Source organism: Pseudomonas sp. FH4, assembly GCF_000510915.2.
GTDB lineage: Bacteria > Pseudomonadota > Gammaproteobacteria > Pseudomonadales > Pseudomonadaceae > Aquipseudomonas > Aquipseudomonas brenneri.
The window spans coordinates 77,699-101,013 of sequence record NZ_AOHN01000007.1 but is presented as its reverse complement, the minus strand read 5'-3'; the positions used below and the strand labels follow the sequence as shown (position 1 = coordinate 101,013).

At 61.1% G+C, this 23,315-nt stretch carries 19 protein-coding genes and 3 pseudogenes; 12 read left to right on the top strand and 10 right to left on the bottom strand.

What is annotated here, in order from left to right; translation table 11 throughout:
- Positions 1-144 precede the first annotated feature (144 nt).
- The 9 genes from H097_RS05320 to pcaC all read left to right on the top strand — a co-directional run bounded on the left by H097_RS05320 (position 145) and on the right by pcaC (position 8,360).
- Entirely contained in the window at positions 145-1,002 is an 858-nt protein-coding gene (locus tag H097_RS05320; RefSeq protein ID WP_029297076.1) for a CoA transferase subunit A, read from the top strand.
- A complete protein-coding gene (locus H097_RS05315) occupies positions 1,002-1,781 on the top strand; it encodes a CoA-transferase subunit beta (protein WP_032858050.1) in 780 nt (259 codons plus the stop codon). The genes H097_RS05320 and H097_RS05315 overlap by 1 nt, the downstream gene beginning before the upstream one ends.
- On the top strand, positions 1,778-2,983 hold the full coding sequence (gene pcaF, locus H097_RS05310) for a 3-oxoadipyl-CoA thiolase (RefSeq protein WP_175403902.1): 1,206 nt from the start codon (positions 1,778-1,780) through the stop codon (positions 2,981-2,983). Before H097_RS05315 ends, pcaF begins: the two co-directional genes overlap by 4 nt.
- A gap of 28 nt (positions 2,984-3,011) precedes the next feature.
- Entirely contained in the window at positions 3,012-3,716 is a 705-nt protein-coding gene (gene pcaH / locus H097_RS05305) for a protocatechuate 3,4-dioxygenase subunit beta (RefSeq protein WP_032858047.1), read from the top strand.
- Between the two features lies 1 nt (position 3,717).
- Positions 3,718-4,284, top strand: coding sequence for a protocatechuate 3,4-dioxygenase subunit alpha (pcaG, locus tag H097_RS05300; protein ID WP_032858045.1), 567 nt, complete (start codon positions 3,718-3,720; stop codon positions 4,282-4,284).
- A gap of 200 nt (positions 4,285-4,484) precedes the next feature.
- Entirely contained in the window at positions 4,485-5,780 is a 1,296-nt protein-coding gene (locus tag H097_RS05295) for an MFS family transporter (protein ID WP_032858043.1), read from the top strand.
- A 10-nt stretch (positions 5,781-5,790) separates the two neighbouring features.
- Positions 5,791-7,155 carry a 3-carboxy-cis,cis-muconate cycloisomerase gene (locus H097_RS05290; RefSeq protein ID WP_032858042.1) on the top strand — a complete coding sequence of 455 codons (1,365 nt, stop codon included), beginning with the start codon at positions 5,791-5,793 and terminating at the stop codon, positions 7,153-7,155.
- Positions 7,156-7,165: 10 nt separating this feature from the next.
- Positions 7,166-7,957 (top strand): 3-oxoadipate enol-lactonase, encoded by a 792-nt coding sequence (gene pcaD, locus H097_RS05285; protein ID WP_032858041.1) that lies wholly within the window; start codon positions 7,166-7,168, stop codon positions 7,955-7,957.
- A gap of 10 nt (positions 7,958-7,967) precedes the next feature.
- Complete coding sequence (pcaC, locus tag H097_RS05280; RefSeq protein ID WP_032858038.1) at positions 7,968-8,360, top strand: 4-carboxymuconolactone decarboxylase; 393 nt, start codon at positions 7,968-7,970, stop codon at positions 8,358-8,360.
- A 32-nt stretch (positions 8,361-8,392) separates the two neighbouring features.
- Here the strand turns inward: pcaC and H097_RS27545 are convergent.
- Together H097_RS27545 and H097_RS05275 are read right to left on the bottom strand one after the other, a co-directional pair.
- Positions 8,393-8,605: pseudogene (locus H097_RS27545) on the bottom strand (M91 family zinc metallopeptidase); the annotation flags it as partial.
- A 24-nt stretch (positions 8,606-8,629) separates the two neighbouring features.
- Positions 8,630-9,529, bottom strand: coding sequence for a polysaccharide deacetylase family protein (locus H097_RS05275; protein WP_032858036.1), 900 nt, complete (start codon positions 9,527-9,529; stop codon positions 8,630-8,632).
- Here H097_RS05275 and H097_RS29090 point away from each other — a divergent pair.
- Positions 9,456-11,321: pseudogene (locus tag H097_RS29090) on the top strand (M91 family zinc metallopeptidase). The gene H097_RS05275 and the pseudogene H097_RS29090 overlap by 74 nt on opposite strands.
- A gap of 127 nt (positions 11,322-11,448) precedes the next feature.
- Here the strand turns inward: H097_RS29090 and H097_RS05265 are convergent.
- The 4 genes from H097_RS05265 to H097_RS05250 all read right to left on the bottom strand — a co-directional run bounded on the left by H097_RS05265 (position 11,449) and on the right by H097_RS05250 (position 18,633).
- Entirely contained in the window at positions 11,449-12,699 is a 1,251-nt protein-coding gene (locus H097_RS05265) for an OprD family porin (RefSeq protein WP_032858034.1), read from the bottom strand.
- A 166-nt stretch (positions 12,700-12,865) separates the two neighbouring features.
- Complete coding sequence (gene adeC, locus H097_RS05260) at positions 12,866-14,323, bottom strand: AdeC/AdeK/OprM family multidrug efflux complex outer membrane factor (protein ID WP_032858031.1); 1,458 nt, start codon at positions 14,321-14,323, stop codon at positions 12,866-12,868.
- Complete coding sequence (locus tag H097_RS05255) at positions 14,323-17,490, bottom strand: efflux RND transporter permease subunit (protein ID WP_032858028.1); 3,168 nt, start codon at positions 17,488-17,490, stop codon at positions 14,323-14,325. The genes adeC and H097_RS05255 overlap by 1 nt, the downstream gene beginning before the upstream one ends.
- A gap of 3 nt (positions 17,491-17,493) precedes the next feature.
- Entirely contained in the window at positions 17,494-18,633 is a 1,140-nt protein-coding gene (locus H097_RS05250) for an efflux RND transporter periplasmic adaptor subunit (protein ID WP_032858026.1), read from the bottom strand.
- A gap of 265 nt (positions 18,634-18,898) precedes the next feature.
- On the opposite strand from H097_RS05250, the gene H097_RS05245 reads away from it, so the two are divergent.
- Positions 18,899-19,531, top strand: a complete 633-nt coding sequence (locus H097_RS05245; RefSeq protein ID WP_032858025.1) for a TetR family transcriptional regulator — start codon at positions 18,899-18,901, stop codon at positions 19,529-19,531.
- Between the two features lie 262 nt (positions 19,532-19,793).
- Here the strand turns inward: H097_RS05245 and H097_RS28125 are convergent.
- The 4 genes and pseudogenes from H097_RS28125 to H097_RS05230 all read right to left on the bottom strand — a co-directional run.
- A pseudogene (locus tag H097_RS28125) lies at positions 19,794-19,880 on the bottom strand (outer membrane lipoprotein carrier protein LolA); the annotation flags it as partial.
- 22 nt (positions 19,881-19,902) lie between these two features.
- A complete protein-coding gene (locus tag H097_RS05240; protein ID WP_032858335.1) occupies positions 19,903-20,958 on the bottom strand; it encodes an alkene reductase in 1,056 nt (351 codons plus the stop codon).
- Between the two features lie 26 nt (positions 20,959-20,984).
- Complete coding sequence (locus H097_RS05235) at positions 20,985-22,151, bottom strand: MFS transporter (RefSeq protein WP_032858023.1); 1,167 nt, start codon at positions 22,149-22,151, stop codon at positions 20,985-20,987.
- Between the two features lie 11 nt (positions 22,152-22,162).
- On the bottom strand, positions 22,163-22,477 hold the full coding sequence (locus H097_RS05230) for a helix-turn-helix transcriptional regulator (protein WP_032858020.1): 315 nt from the start codon (positions 22,475-22,477) through the stop codon (positions 22,163-22,165).
- 154 nt (positions 22,478-22,631) lie between these two features.
- Between H097_RS05230 and H097_RS05225 the strand changes: the two genes are divergently transcribed.
- Positions 22,632-23,213: an ACP phosphodiesterase gene (locus tag H097_RS05225; protein WP_032858018.1), complete on the top strand. Its 582-nt coding sequence runs from the start codon at positions 22,632-22,634 to the stop codon at positions 23,211-23,213.
- Positions 23,214-23,315: the final 102 nt, after the last annotated feature.

Below are 23,315 nucleotides of genomic sequence, written 5' to 3'. Positions count from 1 at the left end.
GAAAGATAGCTAGGCAACAATCTGTTCGATTATCGAACGGATAGTCGATTATCGGATTGTTTGGCCCATTGCCCCGGCTTACTCTTCAAGCACTTCGGCGCTGCCTCCAGCGTCTTTTTCGACCTATATCGGGAGCCCAACCCCATGGCTGAAATCCTTTCGCTGGCTGATGCGGTAAAGCAGTTCGTCAATGACGGCGATACCGTCGCGCTCGAAGGCTTTACCCACCTGATCCCTACAGCGGCAGGTCATGAAATCATTCGTCAGGGCAAGAAAGACCTGACGCTGGTACGCATGACGCCTGACCTGATCTACGACCAACTGATCGGGGCCGGCTGTGCGCGCAAGCTGATTTTCTCCTGGGGTGGCAACCCTGGCGTGGGCTCCCTGCATCGCCTGCGGGACGCGGTCGAGAAGCAATGGCCGCAACCGTTGGAGATCGAAGAACACAGCCATGCCGACCTGGCCAACGCCTACGTGGCCGGCGCTTCCGGCCTGCCGTTCGCGGTACTGCGGGCGTATGCCGGCTCCGACCTGCCCAAGGTCAACCCGTTGATCAAGACCGTGACCTGCCCCTTCACTGGTGAAGTGCTGGCGGCGGTACCGTCGGTGCGCCCGGACATTACGGTGATCCATGCACAAAAGGCCGACCGCAAGGGCAACGTGCTGTTGTGGGGGATTCTCGGGGTGCAGAAAGAGGCGGCGTTGGCGGCCAAGCGTTGCATCGTCACCGTCGAAGAAATCGTCGATGACCTTAACGCGCCAATGAACGCCTGCGTGCTACCGACCTGGGCCCTGACCGCCGTGTGCCATGTGCCGGGTGGTGCGCATCCGTCCTACGCCCACGGTTACACCGAACGCGACAATCGCTTCTATCAAGCCTGGGACCCGATCGCTCGGGATCGTGGGACATTTACCGCCTGGATCGATGAATACATCCACGGCACTGCTGACTTCAGTCAATTCCAGGCCAAACTGGCTGCCGCGCAGGAGGCCAAGTAATGGCTTACTCGACCAATGAAATGATGACCGTCGCCGCCGCGCGCCGCCTGAAGAACGGTTCGGTGTGCTTCGTCGGCATCGGCTTGCCGTCCAAGGCCGCCAACCTGGCACGCCTGACATCTTCCCCCGATGTGGTGCTGATCTACGAGTCCGGCCCGATTGGCGCCAAGCCGTCGGTATTGCCGTTGTCCATTGGTGACGGCGAGTTGGCGGAAACCGCCGACACCGTCGTACCCACCGGTGAGATTTTTCGCTACTGGTTGCAGGGCGGGCGCATTGACGTCGGTTTTCTTGGGGCGGCCCAGGTCGACCGTTTCGGCAATATCAACACCACCGTGGTCGGTGACTATCACCAACCCAAGGTCCGCTTGCCGGGCGCCGGTGGCGCGCCGGAAATAGCCGGCTCCGCCAAGAGCGTACTGATCATCCTCAAGCAGTCGTCCCGTTCGTTCGTCGACAAACTGGACTTCATCACCTCGGTAGGCCATGGCGAAGGCGGCGACTCGCGCAAGCGCCTCGGCCTGCCAGGCGCAGGCCCGGTGGGGATCATCACCGACCTGTGCATCATGGAGCCGGAGGAGGGCACCCATGAATTCGTGGTCACGGCTTTGCACCCTGGCGTGACCCGCGAACAAGTAATCGCCGCCACCGGTTGGGCGGTGCGTTTTGCCGATCAACTCGGTACCAGCGCCGAACCGACCGAGGTCGAACTGAACGCCTTGCGCGACCTTGAAGCCCGTACCGCCGCCGCCCATGGCCAAACCCCGGGAGAAGCCTGATGCGCGACGTGTTTATTTGTGATGCCATCCGCACCCCCATCGGCCGCTTCGGCGGTGGCCTGTCCACCGTGCGCGCCGATGACCTGGCGGCCTTGCCGATCAAGGCGCTGATGGCGCGCAACCCGTCGGTGGACTGGAACGCGGTGGACGAGGTGTTCCTCGGCTGTGCCAACCAGGCCGGCGAAGACAACCGCAACGTGGCCCGCATGGCTTCGCTGCTGGCCGGCTTGCCATCGAGCATCCCTGGCGTGACCCTCAACCGTCTGTGTGCCTCGGGCATGGACGCCATCGGCACCGCGTTCCGCGCCATCGCCAGTGGCGAAATGGAGCTGGCGATTGCCGGTGGCGTCGAGTCGATGTCCCGTGCGCCATTCGTGATGGGCAAGGCCGACGCTGCGTTCTCGCGCAATATGAAGCTGGAAGACACCACCATCGGCTGGCGTTTTATCAACCCGGTGATGAAGGCCCAGTACGGCGTCGATGCCATGCCGCAGACCGCCGACAACGTGGCGGATGACTATAAAGTCTCGCGCGCCGACCAGGACGCCTTCGCCTTGCGCAGCCAGCAACGCACGGCCGCTGCCCAGGCCGCCGGGTTCTTCGCTGAAGAAATCGTGCCGGTACGGGTCGCCCACAAAAAAGGCGAGACCCTGGTTGAACACGACGAGCATCCACGCGCCGACACCACCCTCGAAGCCCTGGCCAGGCTCAAGCCGGTCAATGGCCCGGACAAGACCGTCACCGCCGGCAACGCCTCCGGGGTCAACGATGGGGCTGCGGCCTTGATCCTGGCCAGCGCCGAAGCCGTGAAAAAGCATGGTTTGACTGCCCGCGCCCGCGTGCTGGGCATGGCCAGTGCCGGGGTCGAGCCCCGTGTGATGGGCATCGGCCCGGTGCCTGCGGTGCGCAAGTTGGTCGAGCGCCTGGGCCTGGCCGTCAGCGACTTTGATGTGATCGAGCTCAACGAAGCCTTTGCCAGCCAAGGCCTGGCGGTGCTGCGTGAGTTGGGCCTGGCGGACGACGCGGCGCAGGTCAACCCGAACGGTGGCGCGATTGCCTTGGGCCATCCGCTGGGCATGAGTGGTGCGCGCCTGGTCTTGACCGCGCTGCATCAACTGGAAAAAACCGGTGGCAGCAAAGGCTTGGCGACTATGTGTGTCGGTGTTGGCCAAGGCCTGGCCCTGGCGATCGAACGCGTTTGAGACTGACAAGAATAAAGAGGATTGCTCCATGAGTGACAAGCCCGGATATCGGCGCCCGCAAGCGGGTACTCAGCCTGATTACCTGCACCCGGCCTACCAGTCGACGAACCTGCGTTCGCCGTCCAAGCCGTTGGTGTTTCTGCCCCATTCGCTGTCGGAAATCACCGGCCCGACCATCGGCGCCGAACGCATTGCCGAGAAAGACAACGACCTGACCGCCCAGCACGATGGCGAGCCGCAAGGCGAGCGCATCATCATTCACGGTCGGGTCCTGGACGAAAACGGCCTGCCGGTGCCGGGCATCCTGGTCGAGATCTGGCAGGCCAACGCCGCCGGTCGCTACAACCACAAGCGCGATTTGCACGACGCGCCCCTGGACCCGAATTTTACCGGCACTGGCCGCACCGTCACCGATGCCGATGGCTGGTACCAGTTCCAGACCATCAAGCCCGGCGCTTATCCGTGGGGTAACCACCATAACGCCTGGCGCCCCGCGCACATCCACTTCTCGCTGTTCGGCCCCAGCGTGCTGACGCGCTTGGTGACCCAGATGTACTTCCCCGGCGACCCGCTGCTGGCCTATGACCCGATCTACAACTGCGTGCCGGACACCTCGGCCAAGGAACGCCTGATCGCCCGTTTCGACCTGGAAAAGACCGTGCCGCACTACGCCCTCGGCTACCGCTGGGACATCGTCCTGCGCGGCCGCGACGCCACGCCGATGGAGAAATGACATGACCCTTAATGCGACCACGTCCCACACCGTCGGGCCGTACTACCACATCGGCCTGACCTGGCTGAACCGCGAAGACCTGGCCAATGCGGGCACCCTCGGCGAGCGCGTGGCAATCACCGGGCAAGTGGTGGATGGCAATGGCGATGTGGTCAACGATGCCATGCTGGAAGTCTGGCAGGCCAACGCCGCCGGCAAATATGACCACCCCGAGGATGACCAGGACAAAGCCCTGGACCCCAATTTTGAAGGTTTTGGCCGGGTGCCGGTGGATGCGCAGGGGCGGTTTCGCTTCAGCACCATCAAGCCCGGTAGCGTGCCGGGCCTCAAGGGCACGACCCAGGCGCCGCATCTGGTGGTGCTGGTGTTTGCCCGTGGTTTGGTGAAGCACTTGCTGACGCGGATTTATTTCGACGGTGAGGCAGCGAATGGCGATGACCCGTTGCTGGCGTGTGTGCCGGCAGAGCGGCGGCATACATTGGTGGCCAAGACGGATGCGTCGGGGGTGTATCAGTGGAATGTGATTCTTCAAGGGACAGATGAAGAAACGGTGTTTTTCGATTACTGATGCCCCCGTGTAGGAGCGAGCTTGCTCGCGAAAATCTTCAACGATAACGCAGGTTTCCTGGATAAACGCGGTGTCCTTGGGTCTTTCGCGAGCAAGCTCGCTCCTACAGGGGCAACCCACCCCCCAAAGGTCTGCTTGCGGAACGAGGTTGTTGCAAAGTATGTCTAGACTCTAACCCGTTCCCCACGAGTGAAAACAACATGACAACAACTACCAGTCACTACACCGGAGAAGAGCGCAGCAAACGGATTTTTGCGATTGTCGGGGCCTCTTCCGGCAACCTGGTCGAATGGTTCGACTTCTACGTCTACGCGTTCTGTGCCATCTACTTCGCCCCAGCGTTTTTCCCCTCTGACGACCCCACGGTGCAACTGCTCAACACCGCTGGCGTGTTCGCCGCAGGCTTCCTGATGCGTCCCATCGGCGGCTGGCTGTTTGGCCGGGTCGCCGACAAGCACGGGCGCAAGAATTCGATGATGATCTCGGTGCTGATGATGTGCGCCGGCTCCCTGGTCATCGCTTTTCTGCCCACCTATAAAGACATTGGCGCCTGGGCCCCGGCCCTGCTGCTGATGGCGCGGCTGTTCCAGGGGCTGTCGGTGGGTGGCGAGTACGGCACCACGGCGACCTATATGAGTGAAGTCGCGCTCAAGGGCCAGCGCGGCTTCTTCGCTTCGTTCCAGTACGTGACCCTGATCGGCGGGCAACTGCTGGCGGTGTCGGTGGTGGTGATCCTGCAACAACTGCTCACCGAAGAAGAGCTACGGGCCTGGGGCTGGCGCATTCCGTTTGTGATCGGCGCTGTCGCGGCGGTGATCTCGCTGCTGCTGCGTCGCTCCCTGAAAGAAACCACCAGCCAGGAAATGCGTGAAAACAAAGACGCCGGCAGCATCAGGGCGCTGTTTCGCGATCACAAGGCCGCGTTTATCACCGTGCTCGGCTACACCGCTGGCGGCTCGCTGATTTTCTACACCTTTACCACCTACATGCAGAAGTACCTGGTGAACACCGCCGGGATGCACGCCAAGACCGCCAGCTACATCATGACCGGCGCGCTGTTCCTCTACATGTGCATGCAACCGCTGTTCGGCATGCTCTCGGACAAGATCGGCCGGCGTAACTCGATGCTCTGGTTCGGCGCCCTCGGCACCCTGTGCACGGTGCCGATCCTGATGACCCTGAAAACCGTAACCAGCCCGTTCCTGGCCTTTGTGCTGATTACCCTGGCGCTGGTGATTGTCAGTTTCTACACCTCCATCAGCGGCCTGGTGAAAGCGGAAATGTTCCCGCCACAAGTGCGCGCCCTCGGTGTGGGCCTGGCCTATGCGGTGGCCAACGCGATCTTCGGTGGTTCGGCGGAATACGTGGCACTGGGCCTGAAGTCCATCGGCCTGGAAAACACCTTCTACTGGTACGTGACTGGCATGATGGCTATTGCGTTCCTGTTCAGCCTGCGCCTGCCGAAACAGGCTGAGTACTTGCACCACGATCTGTAAGGGAAGAGTTATGACGCTGCGCACGAGCAACCAATTGTTCGACGCTTATTTCACCGCTGACAGCATGGCCGAGGTGTTCTGTGACCAGGGACGCTTGCAGGGCATGCTGGATTTCGAAGCCGGATTGGCCCGGGCCCAGGCCCGGGTTGGGCTGATCCCGACGGCCGCTGTCGCACCGATTGCCCAGGCGTGCCTGGCCTCGTTGTACGACGTGGATGCCCTCGGTGTAGCGATTGCCACTGCGGGTAATTCGGCGATTCCATTGGTGAAAGCGCTGGGCAAGTTGATTGCCAGTGAAGACGCCGGCGCCGAACGCTATGTGCATCTGGGTGCGACCAGCCAGGATGTGATGGATACGGGCCTGGTGCTGCAACTGCGGCGGGCGCTGGAGTTGATCGAGACAGACCTGGCCCGGCTGGGCGCGGTGCTCGCCGCCCAGGCGCAGCGCTATGCCGATGTGCCATTGGCCGGGCGCACCTGGTTACAGCACGCCACGCCGGTGACCCTGGGGATGAAAATCGCCGGTTGGCTGGGGGCGGTGACGCGCAGTCGCCAACGGCTGGTGGAGTTGAAGCCGCGCCTGCTGGTCCTGCAATTCGGCGGGGCGTCCGGTACCTTGGCGGCGTTGGGCGAACAGGCAATACCGGTGGCGCAAGTCCTGGCGACGGAGTTGCAACTGGCGCTGCCGGAACAACCCTGGCACACCCAGCGTGATCGTCTGGTGGAGTTCGCCAGCGTTCTTGGCCTGATCGCTGGCAGCCTCGGCAAGCTCGGTCGGGATATCAGCCTGCTGATGCAGACCGAAGCGGCGGAAGTGTTCGAACCCTCGGCACCGGGCAAGGGCGGTTCTTCCACCATGCCGCACAAACGCAACCCGGTGGGCGCCGCTGTACTGATCAGTGCTGCCACCCGTGTACCTGGCCTGGTGTCGACGATGTTCAGCGCCATGCCCCAGGAGCACGAACGCAGCCTGGGCCTGTGGCATGCCGAGTGGGAGACCTTGCCTGAAATCTGCCGCCTGGTGTCCGGTGCCTTGCATCAGGCGTTGCTAGTGAGCGAGGGCCTGGAAGTCGACGCGCAACGCATGGGCAACAATCTTGACCTGACCCAGGGGCTGGTGCTGGCCGAAGCCGTCAGTATCGTGCTCGCCCAGCGCCTGGGCCGCGAAACCGCCCATCACTTATTGGAGCAATGCTGCAAACGCGCCGTCGCCGAGCAGCGCCATTTGCGCGCCGTACTGGCCGATGAGGCACAAGTCACGGCTCAGCTGTCGGCGGCTGAACTGGATCGTCTGCTCGACCCGGCCCACTACCTGGGGCAGGCCCAAACCTGGGTCAGCCGCGCAGTGACCGAACACGTTGCATTTTCTGCCTGAGGAGGCTGCTGTGGGATCTGTACAACTCGCCGATGGCGAACTGAATTACCAACTGGAAGGCCCCGAAGGTGCACCGGTATTGGTGTTGTCCAACTCACTGGGCACTGACCTGCGGATGTGGGACACACAGATGCCGGCGTTCACCGAACATTTTCGGGTGTTGCGCCTGGACACCCGTGGCCACGGCAAATCCCTGGTCACCGCAGGCCCCTACAGCATCGAACAGCTGGGGCGGGATGTGCTGGCGCTGCTGGATGCGCTGAACATCGAACGCGCGCATTTCTGCGGCTTGTCCATGGGTGGCCTGATTGGCCAGTGGCTGGGCATCAATGCGGGCGAACGCTTGCTCAAACTGGTGGTGTGCAACACCGCAGCGAAAATCGGCACCCCGGACATCTGGAACCCTCGCATCGAAATGGTCTTGCGCGATGGCCCTGCGGCCATGGTGGCATTGCGTGATGCGTCGATTGCGCGCTGGTTCACGGCTGATTTTGCCCAGGCTCATCCCGAACAGGCCAAGCGGATTACCGACATGCTCGCCGCGACAGATCCGGCAGGTTATGCCGCCAACTGTGGCGCGGTGCGCGATGCTGATTTGCGTGAGCAAGTATCGTCGATCACCGTGCCGACCCTGGTGATTGCCGGAACCGAAGATGCGGTAACGCCGCCGTCTGGCAGCCGTTTTATCCAGGAACAGGTGAGCGGCGCCGAATACGCCGAGTTCCACGCAGCGCACCTGTCCAACGTACAAGCCGGTGCTGCGTTCAGCGATCGGGTACTGACTTTCCTGCTGGCTCGCTGAGGACGCTCTTGTGGACGAAAAACAACGTTACGCCGATGGCCTCAAGGTGCGTCGTGAAGTGCTGGGCGATGCGCATGTCGACCGCAGCCTCAATGCCTTGACCGAGTTCAACAGCGAGTTCCAGGAAATGATCACCCGCCATGCCTGGGGGGATATCTGGACTCGGCCGGGCTTGCCACGGCACACCCGCAGCCTGATCACCATCGCCATGCTGATCGGCATGAACCGCAATGAAGAGCTCAAGTTGCACCTGCGCGCCGCCGCCAGTAATGGCGTGAGCCGCGCCGAGATCAAGGAAGTGCTGATGCAGAGCGCGATCTACTGTGGGATCCCGGCGGCTAACGCGACGTTTCACCTGGCGGAGTCGGTGTGGGATGAACTGGGTGTCGAGTCCCGCAGCTAATCTTCTGTTCTAAAGCAGGCCATGGGTGAGCGTCAGCTATAGCTATTGCGCTGGACAAGCCCCATTTCTTTACGCAAAGCGTTCTCTGTGAACGGTTCGGGATTGGTTGAGGTCGGCGGGGTGAGGGGGTCATCGTTAAAGTCGAACGGCTCGGCATCGGTCGGCAGACCGACAGCCTGCCGTTCGAAATAGGGTGTGTCTGTGTCATCGGCAGGTTCGCCAGCGACCGGCTCTTTAGTCGTCCCAGGCAGCACGGGGAAGTATCACTATCAGTGGGCGTCGGCGTCCCACACCCAGCTCCACACTCCCGGCAGGTACACCCTCTCGCTGGCATCTTTTACCGTCCGCGCCAGGGCGCCGCGCTCCAGTGCTGCACGGTCGGTGTAGAACGGCTCGGTCGCCGTCTTCAGGCCATTGGCCTGGGCGCTCTCCATCAGGATTTGCAGGTACTCCTGCAGGTGCCGGGCGGTGTAGCGGTTGATGTCGTGAAAGGTCACCACCACGGGGATCACCCCGTCTACGGTCGGCAACTCGCCCAGGGCAATGCGCTCGCGCACCAGTGACAGCTGCCGCAGCAGGTTGGCCCGTCGCCGGGGGCTGGCGTTGAACCCCCAGATTTTGCCGTCATTGGCGCTCAAGTCGGTCAACAAGATGTGCATGCCGTGGCGCTGATAGGCGGCGAAGGTGCGCTTGTCGTAATTCCAGAAGGGCGGGCGCACCAGGCTGGGCGCGACGCCGGTGACCGAGGCAATGCTGGCAGCGCCCAGATTCAGGGTGCGCTCCAACTCCTGATCGTTCAGCAGACGATGATTACTATGCCAGCGCGTGGCGGTGTGAAAGGCCAGGATGTGCCCAGCGGCATGCTCGCGTTGCATGGTTTTGCGCCCACGCGGGCTGCCGCCGGCGCGCCAGGCGTCGGTCTGCAAAAAGAAAATCGCTTTGATCCCTGGCTGCACTGGGTTGTGGGCCAGGTCCTGGATCACCGAGCGGCTCGGATTGGCATAACCCGAGGCGCTGGGGCCGTCATCGAAGGTCAGCAGAAAGCGAATCGGCGCCTGTGCGATCAGGCGTTGCTCGGTGCGCTCGGTCAGGGCGATGGGCGCGCTGATGCAACCGCTGAGGCTCAGGGTCGTCAGCAAACTCGATAAGACGATGGTGATGAGTTTCATGAAGGCCGGGTTCCAGGGATGTCGTCCTTGCCATCGTGATACGAGCAGTGGCGCTGAGTCGGTGCAACATACAGCAAAAAGCCCACGACTCAATGGGCACGGGGCTTGCGTAGGCGAGGAACTCAATGCTTCGTTGCAGTTAGGGGGGGGCTGGCAGGAACCTTTTCACACGGGAGACCAAAGAAACAACACCTCTGCGAGGGTGCGAAAACCGTCAGGAACAGCGCTGCCAACAGGGGCAATCGACGACCCACTCTCCCGGAGAAACTCCATGATACAGCCCTTTACATTGCCTCCCTTTACGGGGAATACCTCGACTCAGCCCGAGACACCAGTGTTTCAGGCCAGCGCCTATGAACCCGAGACTGAACCTCATCTTAAATACGGTCCAGACAATCGCTTCGAGACCCGTATCCAGCCGTTTTTCAATGATGGCAATCTCAAAGCAAGTTCACGGCTGACGTGGGAGTTGGACCCTGTGTCCAACCCATACCGACTCGGCAGTAGCCTGGTCCTGGAAACCGCTGATGCGGCAGATAATGTGCATGTACGCCAGGGTGCCGATGGTCAATTGAGTATTCGGGTCAATGGCCGGGATTACCTCTTCGCCAGCCATGACAAACACGGCAACGCCATGGAATTACTGATCCGGACAAACGGTGGCGATGACAAGGTGCTGATTGATGCCAATGTCACCCAGGCCGTGCGCATCGAAGCCGGTGATGGCGATGATCGAGTCCAGGCCGGAGGTGGCAGCACCCGGTTGTTCGGCGGCAAGGGCAATGACACCTTGAACCTTTGCAGCGCAAATGGTTACGTCGAAGGTAATGAAGGGGATGACATACTCATCGGCGGTACGGGTAACAACGTCATGTATGGTGGCCCGGGCCGCGACCGGTTGTACGCCGGCGCCGGCAGTAAGCGCAGCTATCTGGATGGCGGCAGCGGGGATGACCATCTGTATGCGGGTAATGGTCATACGGTCTTGAGCGGTGGGGCCGGGGATGACGTCATGGTGGGGCACGATCGCAGCACGTTTTATACGGGCGCGGGCCGCGATAGCATTCGGCGCAATGGTCTGGGAGATCTTGTCTATGGCAAGCACAGTGATTTGATCAATCCTTCACGCGGCTCGGTTTTCTGCGCCGTGACGTCTAAGGATGTTGGCTCACAAGCCTTTGCTGTGCGTGGTTCTGTCGAGTTCAAACAGCGGGTCGAGGATGACCTGGAGTTATTGCGCAGTTCTCCCCAAGGCCAGGCCATGCTCGCGCACATGGATGCCATGGCGAGAAGCAATGGTGCCCCGGTCACGCTCATCGAAGATATCCACGATGAGGGCAGTCACTACCTCTTTGGTAGCCAGGAGCTCAAGCAGCTCTTTAACAACGAAAGGGCGCCTGTCATCGGTGACGATCCGAGATGGGGCTTCATGAAGGATGGCCTTGCGGGTTCCCGTGCAGATCGTGCCGTCATCGCCTATAACCGAGCGCAAATAGCTGAGTTAAACGGGGTGGCCTACTCGCCGATTGTCAGCCTTTACCATGAGATGGCTCACGCCTGGAACGGTGCCAATGGCACGTTTATTCCCGGTTTTACGCTGGAGTTCCCTCGTGGACGCTCAGCAATGATCCCCAACAGTGAGCGGTAGGCGATGGGGCTCGAAAACACGGGACGCCCCTTTGATTTTGATGGTGACCCTTCGACCGAACCTACGACCAGCAACCCCAAGCCATTGACTGAAAATACGCTGAACGAAGAAATGGGTGTCCCGTTGCGCATGACCTATTCCTGAGCCTGAAAGTGTATGCCTGGCTGCTGCTCAGCAACGGCCTTGTTTCTGCTCTTTGGCGCAATGTCAGCAACAGCGGGACCGTAAGGGGCGGCCCATTTCTTCGTGCAAGGCAGGCAGCGTGCAGGTTCTACAACAGGGTTAATGGATAGCTGACAATCAATCGATTCTCATCGAACTCATTGTTGCTGTAGTCCCGGCGCATGCTGGAATTGCGCCAGCGCAGGGTCAGGTTTTTCAGGCTGCCGCTTTGCACGGTGTAGCCCACTTCGCTTTCCCGACCCCATTCCTTGCCGTCACTGACGGTGGCAGTGTGCACGTTGCTGCCGCTGATGTAGCGGTTCATCAGGGTCAGGCCCGGTACGCCTAGCGCGGCGAAGTTGTAGTCGTGGCGCAGTTGCCAGGATTTTTCCTCGGCGTTGTCATAGCTGGCGTTGTAGCTGTCGTTGGCCAGGGTGCCGCCACTGGTGCCGTTGACCCGCATCCAGGCGCTGTTGCCGGTGAGTTTTTGCAGGCCGACGTAGAAGGTGTGGCCGCCGTATTTGGCTGAGAACAGGCCGGACCAGGTCTTGTTGTCCAGGTTGCCTGCGCGGGCGCTGCCGTCGTCCTTGCCGTAGAAAAAGCCCAGGTTGGCGCCCAGGGTCCAGTCGCCAATCGGCTGGCTGTGGATCAGGTTGAGGTACTGCTGGCGGTAGATGTCCTTGAGCTGGGCATTCCATACACCGACTTGGGTGCGCTTGTCGTTGAACGCATATTCGGCGCCCTGGAAGTTGAAGCGATCCGAGGTGAAGGCGGTTTTACCGAACATCGACAGGTCCGTCATGCTGCTGTCGTCACGTGGGCTGTTGGCGCGGAACTGGCCGCCATACAGGGTCAGGCCGTCGATCTCTTTGGAGGTGATCTGCCCGCCGCGCAAGGTTTGCGGCAGGGAGCGGCCGTCGTCCGAGCGCAGGATCGGCAATACCGGCATCCATTCCCCGACTTTCAATTCGGTCTTGGAGAGCCGCGCCTTGAACGCGACACCCAGGCGCCCGAAATTGTCGGCCGGCTTGCCATCATAGTCCAGCGGTAGCAACTGAGTGCCGCCGGAACCGCCGCCGCCATCGAGTTTCTGCGAGTACATGCCCAGTACATCCAGGCCAAAACCGACGGTGCCCTGGGTGAAGCCGGACTTGGCATCGAGAATGAAACTCTGCGTCCACTCCTGCGCGCCGCCCTGGGCCTTGGTCGGGTTGGTGAAGTTGCGGTTGATGAAGAAGTTGCGCAGGTTGAGGCTGGCGCTGGCGTCTTCGAGAAAGCCGTGTTCTTGGGCGATGGCTGGCAAGGCAAGGCTGGCAACAGCGGTAGCCAGCAATAGCCGGCAAGGATGAAAAGTGCTCATGGCGTGGGACCTGTTGTTATTGGGGTTATGCAGGTGCGGGCCATGGTGCGGGGCGTTGCGGGGGCGGTTCAATCGGGGGAGGGCGGGTTCTGGGCGGTGATCGAACGGAACTGTATGCCCATGAAAAAGCCCACCAAAAGGTGGGCTTCCTGTGTCGCTACGCCGATCAGAACAACTTGAGCTTCGGCGCTTCTTCTTTCAGCGGTTCATTCTTCGCCGTTTGCTCATTCCAACCGCCGCCAAGGGCCTTGTACAAGGTCACTTCGCTGGTCAGTTGGGCCAGGCGGTCGGTGATCAGCGTTTGCTGGGCACTGAACAACTGGCGCTGGGCATCGAGGAAGGTCAGGTTGCTGTCGACCCCGATACGGTAGCGACGCTCGGCCAGGCGGTAGTAGTCCTGGTTGGCCGCGACGAAATCACGTTGGGCCTGCAACTGTTGGTTGTAGGTCGCACGTGCTGCCAGGCCGTCGGAGACTTCCTGGAATGCCGTCTGGATCGACTTCTCGTAGGTCGCGACGTTGATCTCTTTCTGGATCTTCGAGTAGTCCAGGCTTGCGCGCAGGCTACCGGCGTTGAAGATCGGGATGTTGATCTGCGGGGCGAACGACCAGGTGCCCGAACCACCCTTGAACAGACCACCGAGGTCCGGGCTCAGGGTGCCGGCATTGGCTGTCAGGCTGATGCTCGGGAAGAACGCAGCCCGTGCCGCGCCGATGTTGGCGTTGGCAGCCTTGAGGTTGTACTCGGCCTGCAGGATGTCGGGACGGCGTTGCAGCAGGTCAGATGGCAGGCCTGGTGGAACTTCGCTCAACAGGTCATCGGACAGCGGCTGGGTGGCGAGATTCGCCGGCAGGCCGGTGCCCAGCAGCAGGGTCAGGTTGTTCTCGTCCTGGGCCACCTGGCGGGTGTAGCGGGCCAGTTGGACGCGGGCGCTTTCAACCGAGGTCCGCGCCTGGCTCAAGTCCAGGGCCGAGGCCACGCCGACTTCGTTGCTGCGCGAGGTGAGCTTGAAGCTCTGCTCGTAGGCCGCCAGGGTGTCCTGGGTCAGCTTGAGCAGCTCTTTGTCGGCCTGCCAGGTCAGGTAGGCATTGGCCACGCTGGCCACCAGGCTGATCTGTGTGCTGCGGCGTGCTTCTTCGGTCGCGAAGTACTTTTGCAGCGCTTCTTCACTCAGGCTGCGCACCCGGCCGAACAGGTCCAGCTCATACGAGCTGACCCCGAGGGTGGCCGAGTAGGAGCTGGAAATGTTCGATTCGCCGGTTTGCGAAGCCCGTGCCGGAGTGCGCTGGCGGCTGCCGCTGCCATTGGCCGAGACGGCCGGGAACAGGTCGGCGCGCTGGATGCGGTACTGCGCGGCAAAGGCGTCGATGTTCAGCGCCGCGACACGCAGGTCGCGGTTGTTCTCCAGTGCAACCTGGATCAGCTGTTGCAGGGCCGGGTCGTGGAAAAACTGCTTCCAGCCTTGCTCGGCAGCGGCCTGGCTCGGCGCCTGGGCCGCCGAATACGCCGGCCCCTGTGGGAACTGGGCGGCAACCGGCGCTTCAGGCTGCTGATAATCAGGAATCAGCGAGCAGCCACTGAGCACGAATGCCGTGACTGCCAGGGAAAGTAGCGACTTGCGCATTAGCCAGCCTCTTTAGATGTGTGCGGTGTATCGGACTTGTCAGTTTTTTTGCGGCTGCCAATGGCAGACACGGTCACAAAGAACAGTGGCACCCAGAAGATCGCCAGGACGGTGGCGGTGATCATACCGCCAATTACCCCGGTACCGATTGCGTGCTGGCTGCCTGAACCTGCGCCCGAGGAGATCGCCAGCGGCAGTACGCCGAGGATGAACGCCATGGACGTCATGATGATCGGTCGCAGACGCATGCGGGAGGCCTCCACGGCCGCCTCGACGAGGCCCTTGCCCTGTTCATGCAGTTCTTTGGCGAACTCCACGATCAGGATCGCGTTCTTCGAGGCCAGGCCCACGGTCACCAACAAGCCCACCTGGAAGAACACGTCGTTGGACAAACCTCGCAGGCTGGTAGCCATCAATGCCCCGATGACACCCAGCGGTACAACCAGTACCACCGCAATCGGGATCGACCAGCTTTCGTACAGTGCTGCCAGGCAGAGGAACACGACCAGCAACGACAGGGCATACAGCGCAGGTGCCTGGGAGCCGGACAAGCGTTCTTCATATGACAGGCCGGTCCAGGCATAGCCCACACCTGCAGGCAGTTGCTTGGCGATGCGCTCGACTTCCGCCATCGCATCACCGGTGCTGTAGCCCGGCGCCGGCGTACCGAGGATTTCCATCGCCGGTACACCGTTGTACCGCGACAGTTTCGGCGAGCCGTAGATCCAGTTACCAGAGGCAATTGCTGATAGTGGCACCATTTTTCCGTCGTCGGCGCGCACGAACCATTTGTTCAGGTCTTCAGGGGACATACGGCTTGAGGCGTCGCCCTGGATATAGACCTTCTTCACCCGACCACGGTCGATGAAGTCGTTGATGTAGCTACCCCCCAGGGCAATTGCCAGGGTCTGGTTGATGCTCGACAGGCTGATGCCCTGGGCACTGGCCTTCTCGTCATCGATGGTCAGTTCGTACTGCGGCTCGTCGTTCACGCCGTTGGGACGAACGCCAGCCAGGATCTTGCTTTGCGCGGCCATACCGAGGAACTGGTTACGTGCGTTCATCAACGCTTCGTGACCTACACCGCCCTGGTCCTGCAGGAACACGTCGAAGCCGGTGGCGTTACCCAGCTCCAGTACCGAAGGCGGCACGATGGCAAATACCATGGCGTCCTTGAAGGTCTGGAAGAAGTAACCCTGGGCGCGCTTGGCCACCTCGAATACCGACGTCGAGGCATCGCGCTCATCCCATGGCTTGAGCATGACGAACGCCAGGCCCGAGCTTTGGCCACGACCGGCGAAGTTGAAGCCGTTCACGGTAAATACCGACTTCACAGCCTTGCCTTCGCCTGGCTCGCCTTCCTTGTCGTTCAACAGGAACGCGCGCATGTCGTCGATGACCACCTGGGTGCGTTCTGCCGAAGAACCGACCGGCGTCTGCACCTGGGCGAAGATCACACCCTGGTCTTCCTCGGGCAGGAATGCACTTGGAATACGGGTGAACAGCCAGATCATGCCGGCGAAGATGATCAGGTACACCAGGAACGAAGGCGCCTTGTGCTTGATCATGTTGCCCACGCCGCGCTCGTAGCTCAGTACGCCACGGTCGAAGGTGCGGTTGAACCAGCCGAAGAAACCACGCTTGGGTTGGCCGTGCTTCTCAGGGTCGATCGGCTTGAGCATGGTGGCGCACAAGGCCGGGGTGAAGATCAGGGCAACCAGTACCGAGAGGGCCATCGCTGACACAATGGTGATGGAGAACTGTTTATAGATCACCCCCGTGGAGCCGCCGAAGAATGCCATTGGCAGCAGTACCGCCGACAGAACCAGGGCAATACCTACCAGGGCGCCCTGGATCTGGTCCATGGACTTGATCGTCGCCTCTTTGGGCGACAGGTGCTCCTCGGCCATCACCCGTTCGACGTTCTCCACCACCACGATCGCATCGTCCACCAGCAAGCCGATGGCCAGGATCATGCCGAACATGGTCAGGGTGTTGATGGTGAAACCGAAGGCCGCAAGAATGCCGAACGTACCCAGCAATACCACCGGTACGGTCATGGTGGTGATGATGGTGGCGCGGAAGTTCTGCAAGAACAGGTACATCACCAGGAACACCAGGATGATCGCCTCGACGAGGGTATCGACTACCCCGGAAATCGATTCGGTCACCACCGGGGTGGTGTCATACGGAACCACGGCTTTCATGCCAGGCGGGAAGAACGGCTCCAGGGACGCGACCGTGGCGCGAATCGCCTTGGCAGTGTCCAGGGCGTTGGCGCCCGATGCCAGCTTGATCGCCATGCCGGAAGCCGGCTTGCCGTTGAACTGCGCGCTGATGCTGTAGTTCTGGCCGCCCAACTCGACACGGGCGACATCGCCCAGGCGCACCTGGGAGCCGTCGGTGTTCACGCGCAGCAGGATATTTTCAAACTGCTCGGCGGTTTGCAGACGGGTCTTGCCGATGATCGTGGCGTTCAGCTGAGTGCCGGGCAGGGCTGGCAGGCCACCCAGTTGGCCAGTGGCCACTTGGACGTTCTGAGCCTGCACGGCGGTGCTGACATCCACCGGGGTCATTTTGAAGTTGTTCAACTTGGCCGGGTCCAGCCAGATACGCATAGCGTACTGGGAACCGAAGACCTGGAAGTCGCCCACGCCAGCCGTCCGCGAGATCGGGTCCTGGATGTTGGAGGCGATGTAGTTGGACAGGTCATCCTTGGTCATGGTGCCGTCTTCGGACACCAGGCCGATCACCATCAGGAAGTTCTTCACCGACTTGGTCACACGGATCCCTTGTTGCTGCACTTCTTGCGGCAGCAATGGGGTCGCCAGGTTCAGCTTGTTCTGCACCTGCACCTGGGCGATGTCCGGGTTGGTACCCTGGTTGAACGTCGCGGTGATGGTCATGCTGCCGTCGGAGTTACTGTCCGAGGCGGTATAACGCAGGTTGTCGATACCGTTGAGCTGTTGCTCGATGACCTGCACCACGGTGTCCTGCACGGTTTGTGCGGACGCGCCTGGGTAGGTCACCTGGATATCAATGGCGGTGGGTGCGATCGCCGGGTATTGGTTGATGGGCAACTTCAGGATCGACAAGGCCCCGACCAGCATGATCACCAGGGCAATTACCCAGGCGAAAATGGGGCGGTTGATAAAAAACTTCGACATGAATTACTCCCCTTTGCCAGCGGCGGCAGGAGCAGTACCGGCAGGCTTGGCGTTGCTGGCCTCAACCGCTTTGACCTCAATGCCCGGCTTGATGAACTGCAAGCCTTCGGTGATCACGCGGTCACCGGCATTCAGACCCTTTTCCACCAGCCAGTAGGCGCCGGCGGTACGGTTGGCGACCAGCACGCGCTGTTCGACCTTGTTATCGGCGGTGACAACCAGCGCAGTCGGGATGCCCTTGATGTCGCGGGTCACGCCTTGCTGAGGTGCGAGGATCGCCTTGCTGTTCACACCGGCCTGCAATTGGGCGTGGACAAACATGCCTGGCAGCAGGGTGTGATCAGGGTTGGGGAACACGGCGCGCAGGGTGACCGAACCGGTGGTCTGGTCGACCGACACTTCGGAGAACTCCAGGCGGCCTTGCTGGGTGTACTCGCTGCCGTCTTCCAGGGTCAGCTTGACCATGGCTGCGTTTTCGCCGGCTTTCTGCAGTTGGCCGCTTTCCAGGTCGCGACGCAGTTTCAGCATCTCGGCGGAGGATTGCGTAACGTCGACGTAGATCGGGTCCAGTTGCTGGATCACCGCCATGGCGTCGGTCTGGCCGTTGCTGACCAGTGCGCCTTCGGTGACCGAAGAACGACCGATACGCCCGGAGATCGGCGCGAACACCTTGGTGTAGCGCACGTTGATCTGGGCGGTCTGCAGGTTGGCTTCCGAGGTCATGCGGTTGGAGACGGCGGTGTCGTATTCCTGGCGGCTGACCGCCTGCTCGTTGACCAACTGCTTGTAGCGGTCGGCAATCGACTTGGTCTGTTGCAGGTTGGCCTGGGCGCTTTTCAGGGTGGCGTCATAGACCGACGGGTCGATCTGGTAGAGCTGCTGGCCTTCCTTGACGTCGCCGCCTTCCTTGAACAGGCGCTTGAGAATGATGCCATTGACCTGGGGACGTACTTCCGCGATGCGGAATGCAGTGGTGCGGCCCGGCAAGTCGGAGGTCAGGGTATAGGCTTGGGGTTGAAGGGTGACCACGCCGACCTGAGGGGTTTGAGCGGGCGGCGCCGCTTCTTCCTTTTTACATCCGCTGAGCAGCGATGCCAGGGCGACGGCAGTGACCAGAGCGGTAACAGCTGGCTTAAGTTGCATGAAGATCCTCGGGTCAGGCGCGCTCAATGCGCACAAGAAGTGTGGAAGGGTAAAAAACAGGCATTGAGTAGATAAGTAGCTTGCTAGGCAATATACTTACGTTCATGGTTGTTTGTAAACTCTTGACAGGCTTCGCGGATTCCTTACAAAGCAACGCTGTAAGCCTCGATTCTAGTACGTTCGATGCCCATGAAGGCGTCGTCCCATAATTATTCAGATGGTGGTTATCAACCACCGCTCGTGTCCTGATTGAGGTGTTACTGCCATGGTTCGTCGTACCAAAGAGGAAGCTCAGGAGACGCGTAGCCAGATCCTTGAAGCTGCCGAGCAAGCCTTTTATGAGCGCGGCGTTGCGCGCACTACGCTGGCGGATATCGCGGCGCGGGCGGGTGTGACGCGGGGCGCGATCTATTGGCACTTCAGCAACAAATCGGACCTGTTGCAGGCACTGCTCGACACGCTGCACGAACCCCTGGACGAATTGGCCAGGGCCAGTGAAAGCGAGGATGAGGTAGATCCGCTGGGCTGCATGCGCAAGCTGCTGATCCATCTTTTTCATCAGGTGGCCCTGGACCCGAAAACTCGGCGCATCAATGAGATCCTGTTTCATAAGTGCGAATTTACTGACGAAATGTGCGACATGCGCCGTCAGCGCCAGACCCACAGCCTTGAGTGCAACCTGCGTATCGGCCTGACACTGCGCAATGCAGTCCACCGCGGGCAACTCCCGGAAAACCTCGACACCGCGCGCGGGGCGGTGTGCATTCATGCCTACATCAACGGGCTTGTTGGCCAGTGGCTACTGGTGCCTGACAGCTTTGAGCTGTATCAGCAGGCCGAGCGTCTGGTTGATATAGGGCTGGACATGCTGCGTTTGAGCCCCAGCCTGCGCAATTGATACAAAATGCGTAATTGTGCCCGCTTGTGTCAACAGTAAAGCCCAATGACGGTCAATCGTCCTTGCGGCTTATTTGTGGGGTGACTTTATATACGCGCTGGCGCTGGGTTGAAAGGTAGCCGGCTAAGTATTTTGTAGCAATATTGTTGCATTGCTGTGAAGGAATGTTTCCCACAGGACCGCACGCATAAAAAAGCCCCGGCTCTCGCGAGCCGGGGCTTTTGCTTTTCTGCTTTTCTGCTTTTCTGCTTTTCTGCTTTTCTGTAGGAGCGAGCTTGCTCGCGAAGAACCTGAGAGCGCCGCAATTAACCAGATGCACGGCGTTATCGTTTACGTTCTTCGCGAGCAAGCTCGCTCCTACAGGGGCTGGGTCAGAGCGCCAGGGTCGGGTAGTCGATGTAACCGACCGGGCCTTTACCGTAGAACGTCTGCGGGTTGGCTTCATTCAGCGGCGCATCGGCCTTCAGGCGCGCCGGCAAGTCCGGGTTGGCGATAAACGGCACGCCAAAGGCCACTGCATCGGCCTTGCCCGAGGCCAGCCAGGTATTGGCGCTGTCCTTGGTGAAGCGTTCGTTGGCGATGTACGGTCCACCGAACGCGGCTTTCAATTGCGGGCCAAGGCTGTCACCGGCTTCTTTCTCGCGTGCGCAGATAAACGCGATGCCACGCTTGCCCAGTTCGCTGGCCACGTAGGTGAACGTTTCTGCCAGGTTGTCATCGCCCATGTCATGGGCGTCAGCCCGGGGTGACAAGTGCACACCGACACGACCGGCGCCCCAGACTTCGATCGCGGCGTCAGTCACTTCCAGCAACAGTCGTGCACGGTTTTCCAGGGAACCGCCGTACTGGTCGGTGCGCTGGTTGGTGCTGCTTTGCAGGAACTGGTCGAGCAGGTAGCCGTTGGCACCATGCACTTCCACGCCGTCAAAACCGGCAGCCTTGGCGTTCTCGGCGCCCACGCGGTAGGCGTCGACGATATCGGCGATTTCCGCCGTTTCCAGGGCGCGCGGGGTCGGGTATTCGGCCAACGGACGCACCAGGCTGACATGGCCTGCCGGCTGGATGGCGCTCGGTGCCACCGGGCTCTCGCCATCGAGGTAGGACGTGTGGGAGACACGCCCCACATGCCACAGTTGCAGGAAAATCTTGCCGCCTGCGCCATGCACGGCCTTGGTGATGTTGGCCCAGCCGCGCACCTGGTCGTTGGACCAGATGCCCGGTGTGTCCGGGTAACCCACGCCCATCGGCGTCACCGAGGTGGCTTCGCTGAGGATCAGCCCGGCTGACGCCCGCTGCACATAGTATTCAGCCATCAGCGCATTGGGCACGCGGCCGGCGTCGGCACGGCAGCGGGTCAGCGGGGCCATGATGATGCGGTTCGACAGCTGCACATCACCCAGTTTGATCGGATCGAAAATAGTCGTCATCGCAAACACTCGTCTGTTCTAAGTGATTAGTTAGTGGCCGGGGCCAGGTCGGCATCGCCGCTCTGGCGGAACGTGATCAGCGTGACCACCAGCGCCAGGATCGCCAGGGCCGCAGCCGCCAACGGCACGCTGGTCAGGCCGAAGCCGTGGGCAATCACGCTGCCGCCGACCCAGGCGCCCAGGGCATTGCCGATGTTGAAAGCGCCGATATTCAGGGTCGACACCAGGTTGGGCGCGGCCTTGCCGAAGGTCACCACGTTGATCTGCAATGCCGGGACGGCAGCAAACGAAGCGGTGGCCCAGAGGAACAGGGTGATTTCGGTGGGGATAATGGCGACGCTGGTCCAGGTCAAGGCAGTGGACACCACGGCCATGCTGATGAATACGCCGATCAGGGTGGCCGCCAGGCGTTTGTCCGCCAGCTTGCCGCCGATGATGTTGCCCACGGTCAGGCCCAGGCCGATCAGCAGCAGGGTCCAGGTCACGCCTTTGGGCGAGATGCCGGTGACATCGCCCAGCAGCGGCGCGACGTAGGTGAAGAGGGTGAACATCGACGCGGCAAACAGTGCGGTCATGCTCAACGACAACCAGATCCCGGCACCCTTGAGGGCCGCCAGTTCGGCGCGCATGTCGAGTTTTTCTTCATCGCGCTTGGCCGGCAGGAAGCGGATCAGGCCGATCAACGCAATCACGCCAATCACCGTCACGGCCCAGAAGGTCGAACGCCAACCGGCTTCCTGGCCCAGTGCGGTGCCCAAGGGCACACCGAGCACATTGGCCAGGGTCAATCCGGTAAACATCAGAGCCACCGCCGAGGCGCGCTTGTTGGCCGGCACCAGGTTGGCGGCCACCACCGAACCGATCCCGAAGAACGCACCGTGGCACAACGCGGTGACTACCCGGGCAAACATCAGCACGTTGTAGTCACTGGCCAGGGCGCAGAGCAGGTTGCCGATGATGAAAATGCCCATCAACGCTACCAGGGCCGCCTTGCGCGGCAGCTTGGCGGTGGCCAGTGCCATGAAGGGGGCACCAATGGCCACGCCCAGGGCGTAGCCGGTCACCAGCCAGCCAGCGCCAGGGATCGACACACCGAGGTCGGCCGCCACATCGGGCAACAGGCCCATGATGACGAATTCGGTGGTGCCGATGGCGAAGGCGCTTAAGGCCAGTATGAGTAGCGAGAGAGGCATTGTGGGATCCTTTACTGCGGTGGGCTGAGTTCTTGGGTGATGGCTTGGATAACGTCGTGGATCACATCTTCATTGCGCCGGAAAAAGTGCCACTGGCCAACTTTCTGGCTGCTGATCAATCCCGCCCGTTGCAGGGTGGCCAGGTGCGCCGACACGGTGGACTGCGACAGGCCGCAGCGCTGGTCGATCTGGCCGGCGCAGATGCCGTACTCGTGGTTGTGGACTTGCTCGGGGAACTGCACTTTCGGGTCTTTCAGCCAGTTGAGAATGTCTCGCCGTACTGGGTGTGCCAGGGCTTTTATTATTTCGTCGAGGTCAATGGACATGGCAGGGCTCGGTGTGGGTAAAACGTTATATCGCGATGAGGCGAACTTTAAATCGCTATATCCCGATATACCAATACGATTTTGATCTTGTTACCAGATAAATCGGTATATCGGGTTATAACGATACGATGTGGGCAGTGCTAGACTGCGCACTATGAATTATCTCGCACATCTGCACCTCGGCGGCCAACTTCCTGCACAACTGCTGGGTAGCCTCTATGGCGATTTCGTCAAAGGCCGCCTGCAGGGCCAGTACCGCCCGCAAATCGAGGCGGCCATTCAACTGCATCGCTCAATCGACCGATTTACCGACAGCCATCCACGGGTCGGGCAGGCGTTGTCGCGCTTTAGCCTGACGCGGCGGCGTTACGCGGGGATCGTTCTCGACGTGTTTTTTGACCATTGCCTGGCGCGGGATTGGGCGCTGTATGCCGATCAACCGCTGGAGCGCTTTACTTCCCAGGTTTATCAGGTACTGGCGGCCGAACCGCAGCTGCCGGGGCGCCTGGCGCAGATTGCGCCGTACATGGCGGCTGATGACTGGCTGGGCTCCTACCGCGAGTTTGCGGTGATGGAGCAAGTGCTGCGGGGGATTTCCCGGCGCCTGAGCCAACCCGAGGAACTGGGCCAGGCGATGCAGGAATTGCGGGTGCTGTATGAGCCGTTGAGCGAGGATTTCCGGGTGTTCTACCCCCAGTTGCAGGTATTTGCCGCCCAACACACTGCCTCTATGTAGGAGCGAGCTTGGCTCCGGGCGGCGTTCCGACGAAGAACGTCAACGATAACGCAGCACATCTGGTTTATCGCGGCGCTCTCAGGTTCTTCGTCGGAACGCCGC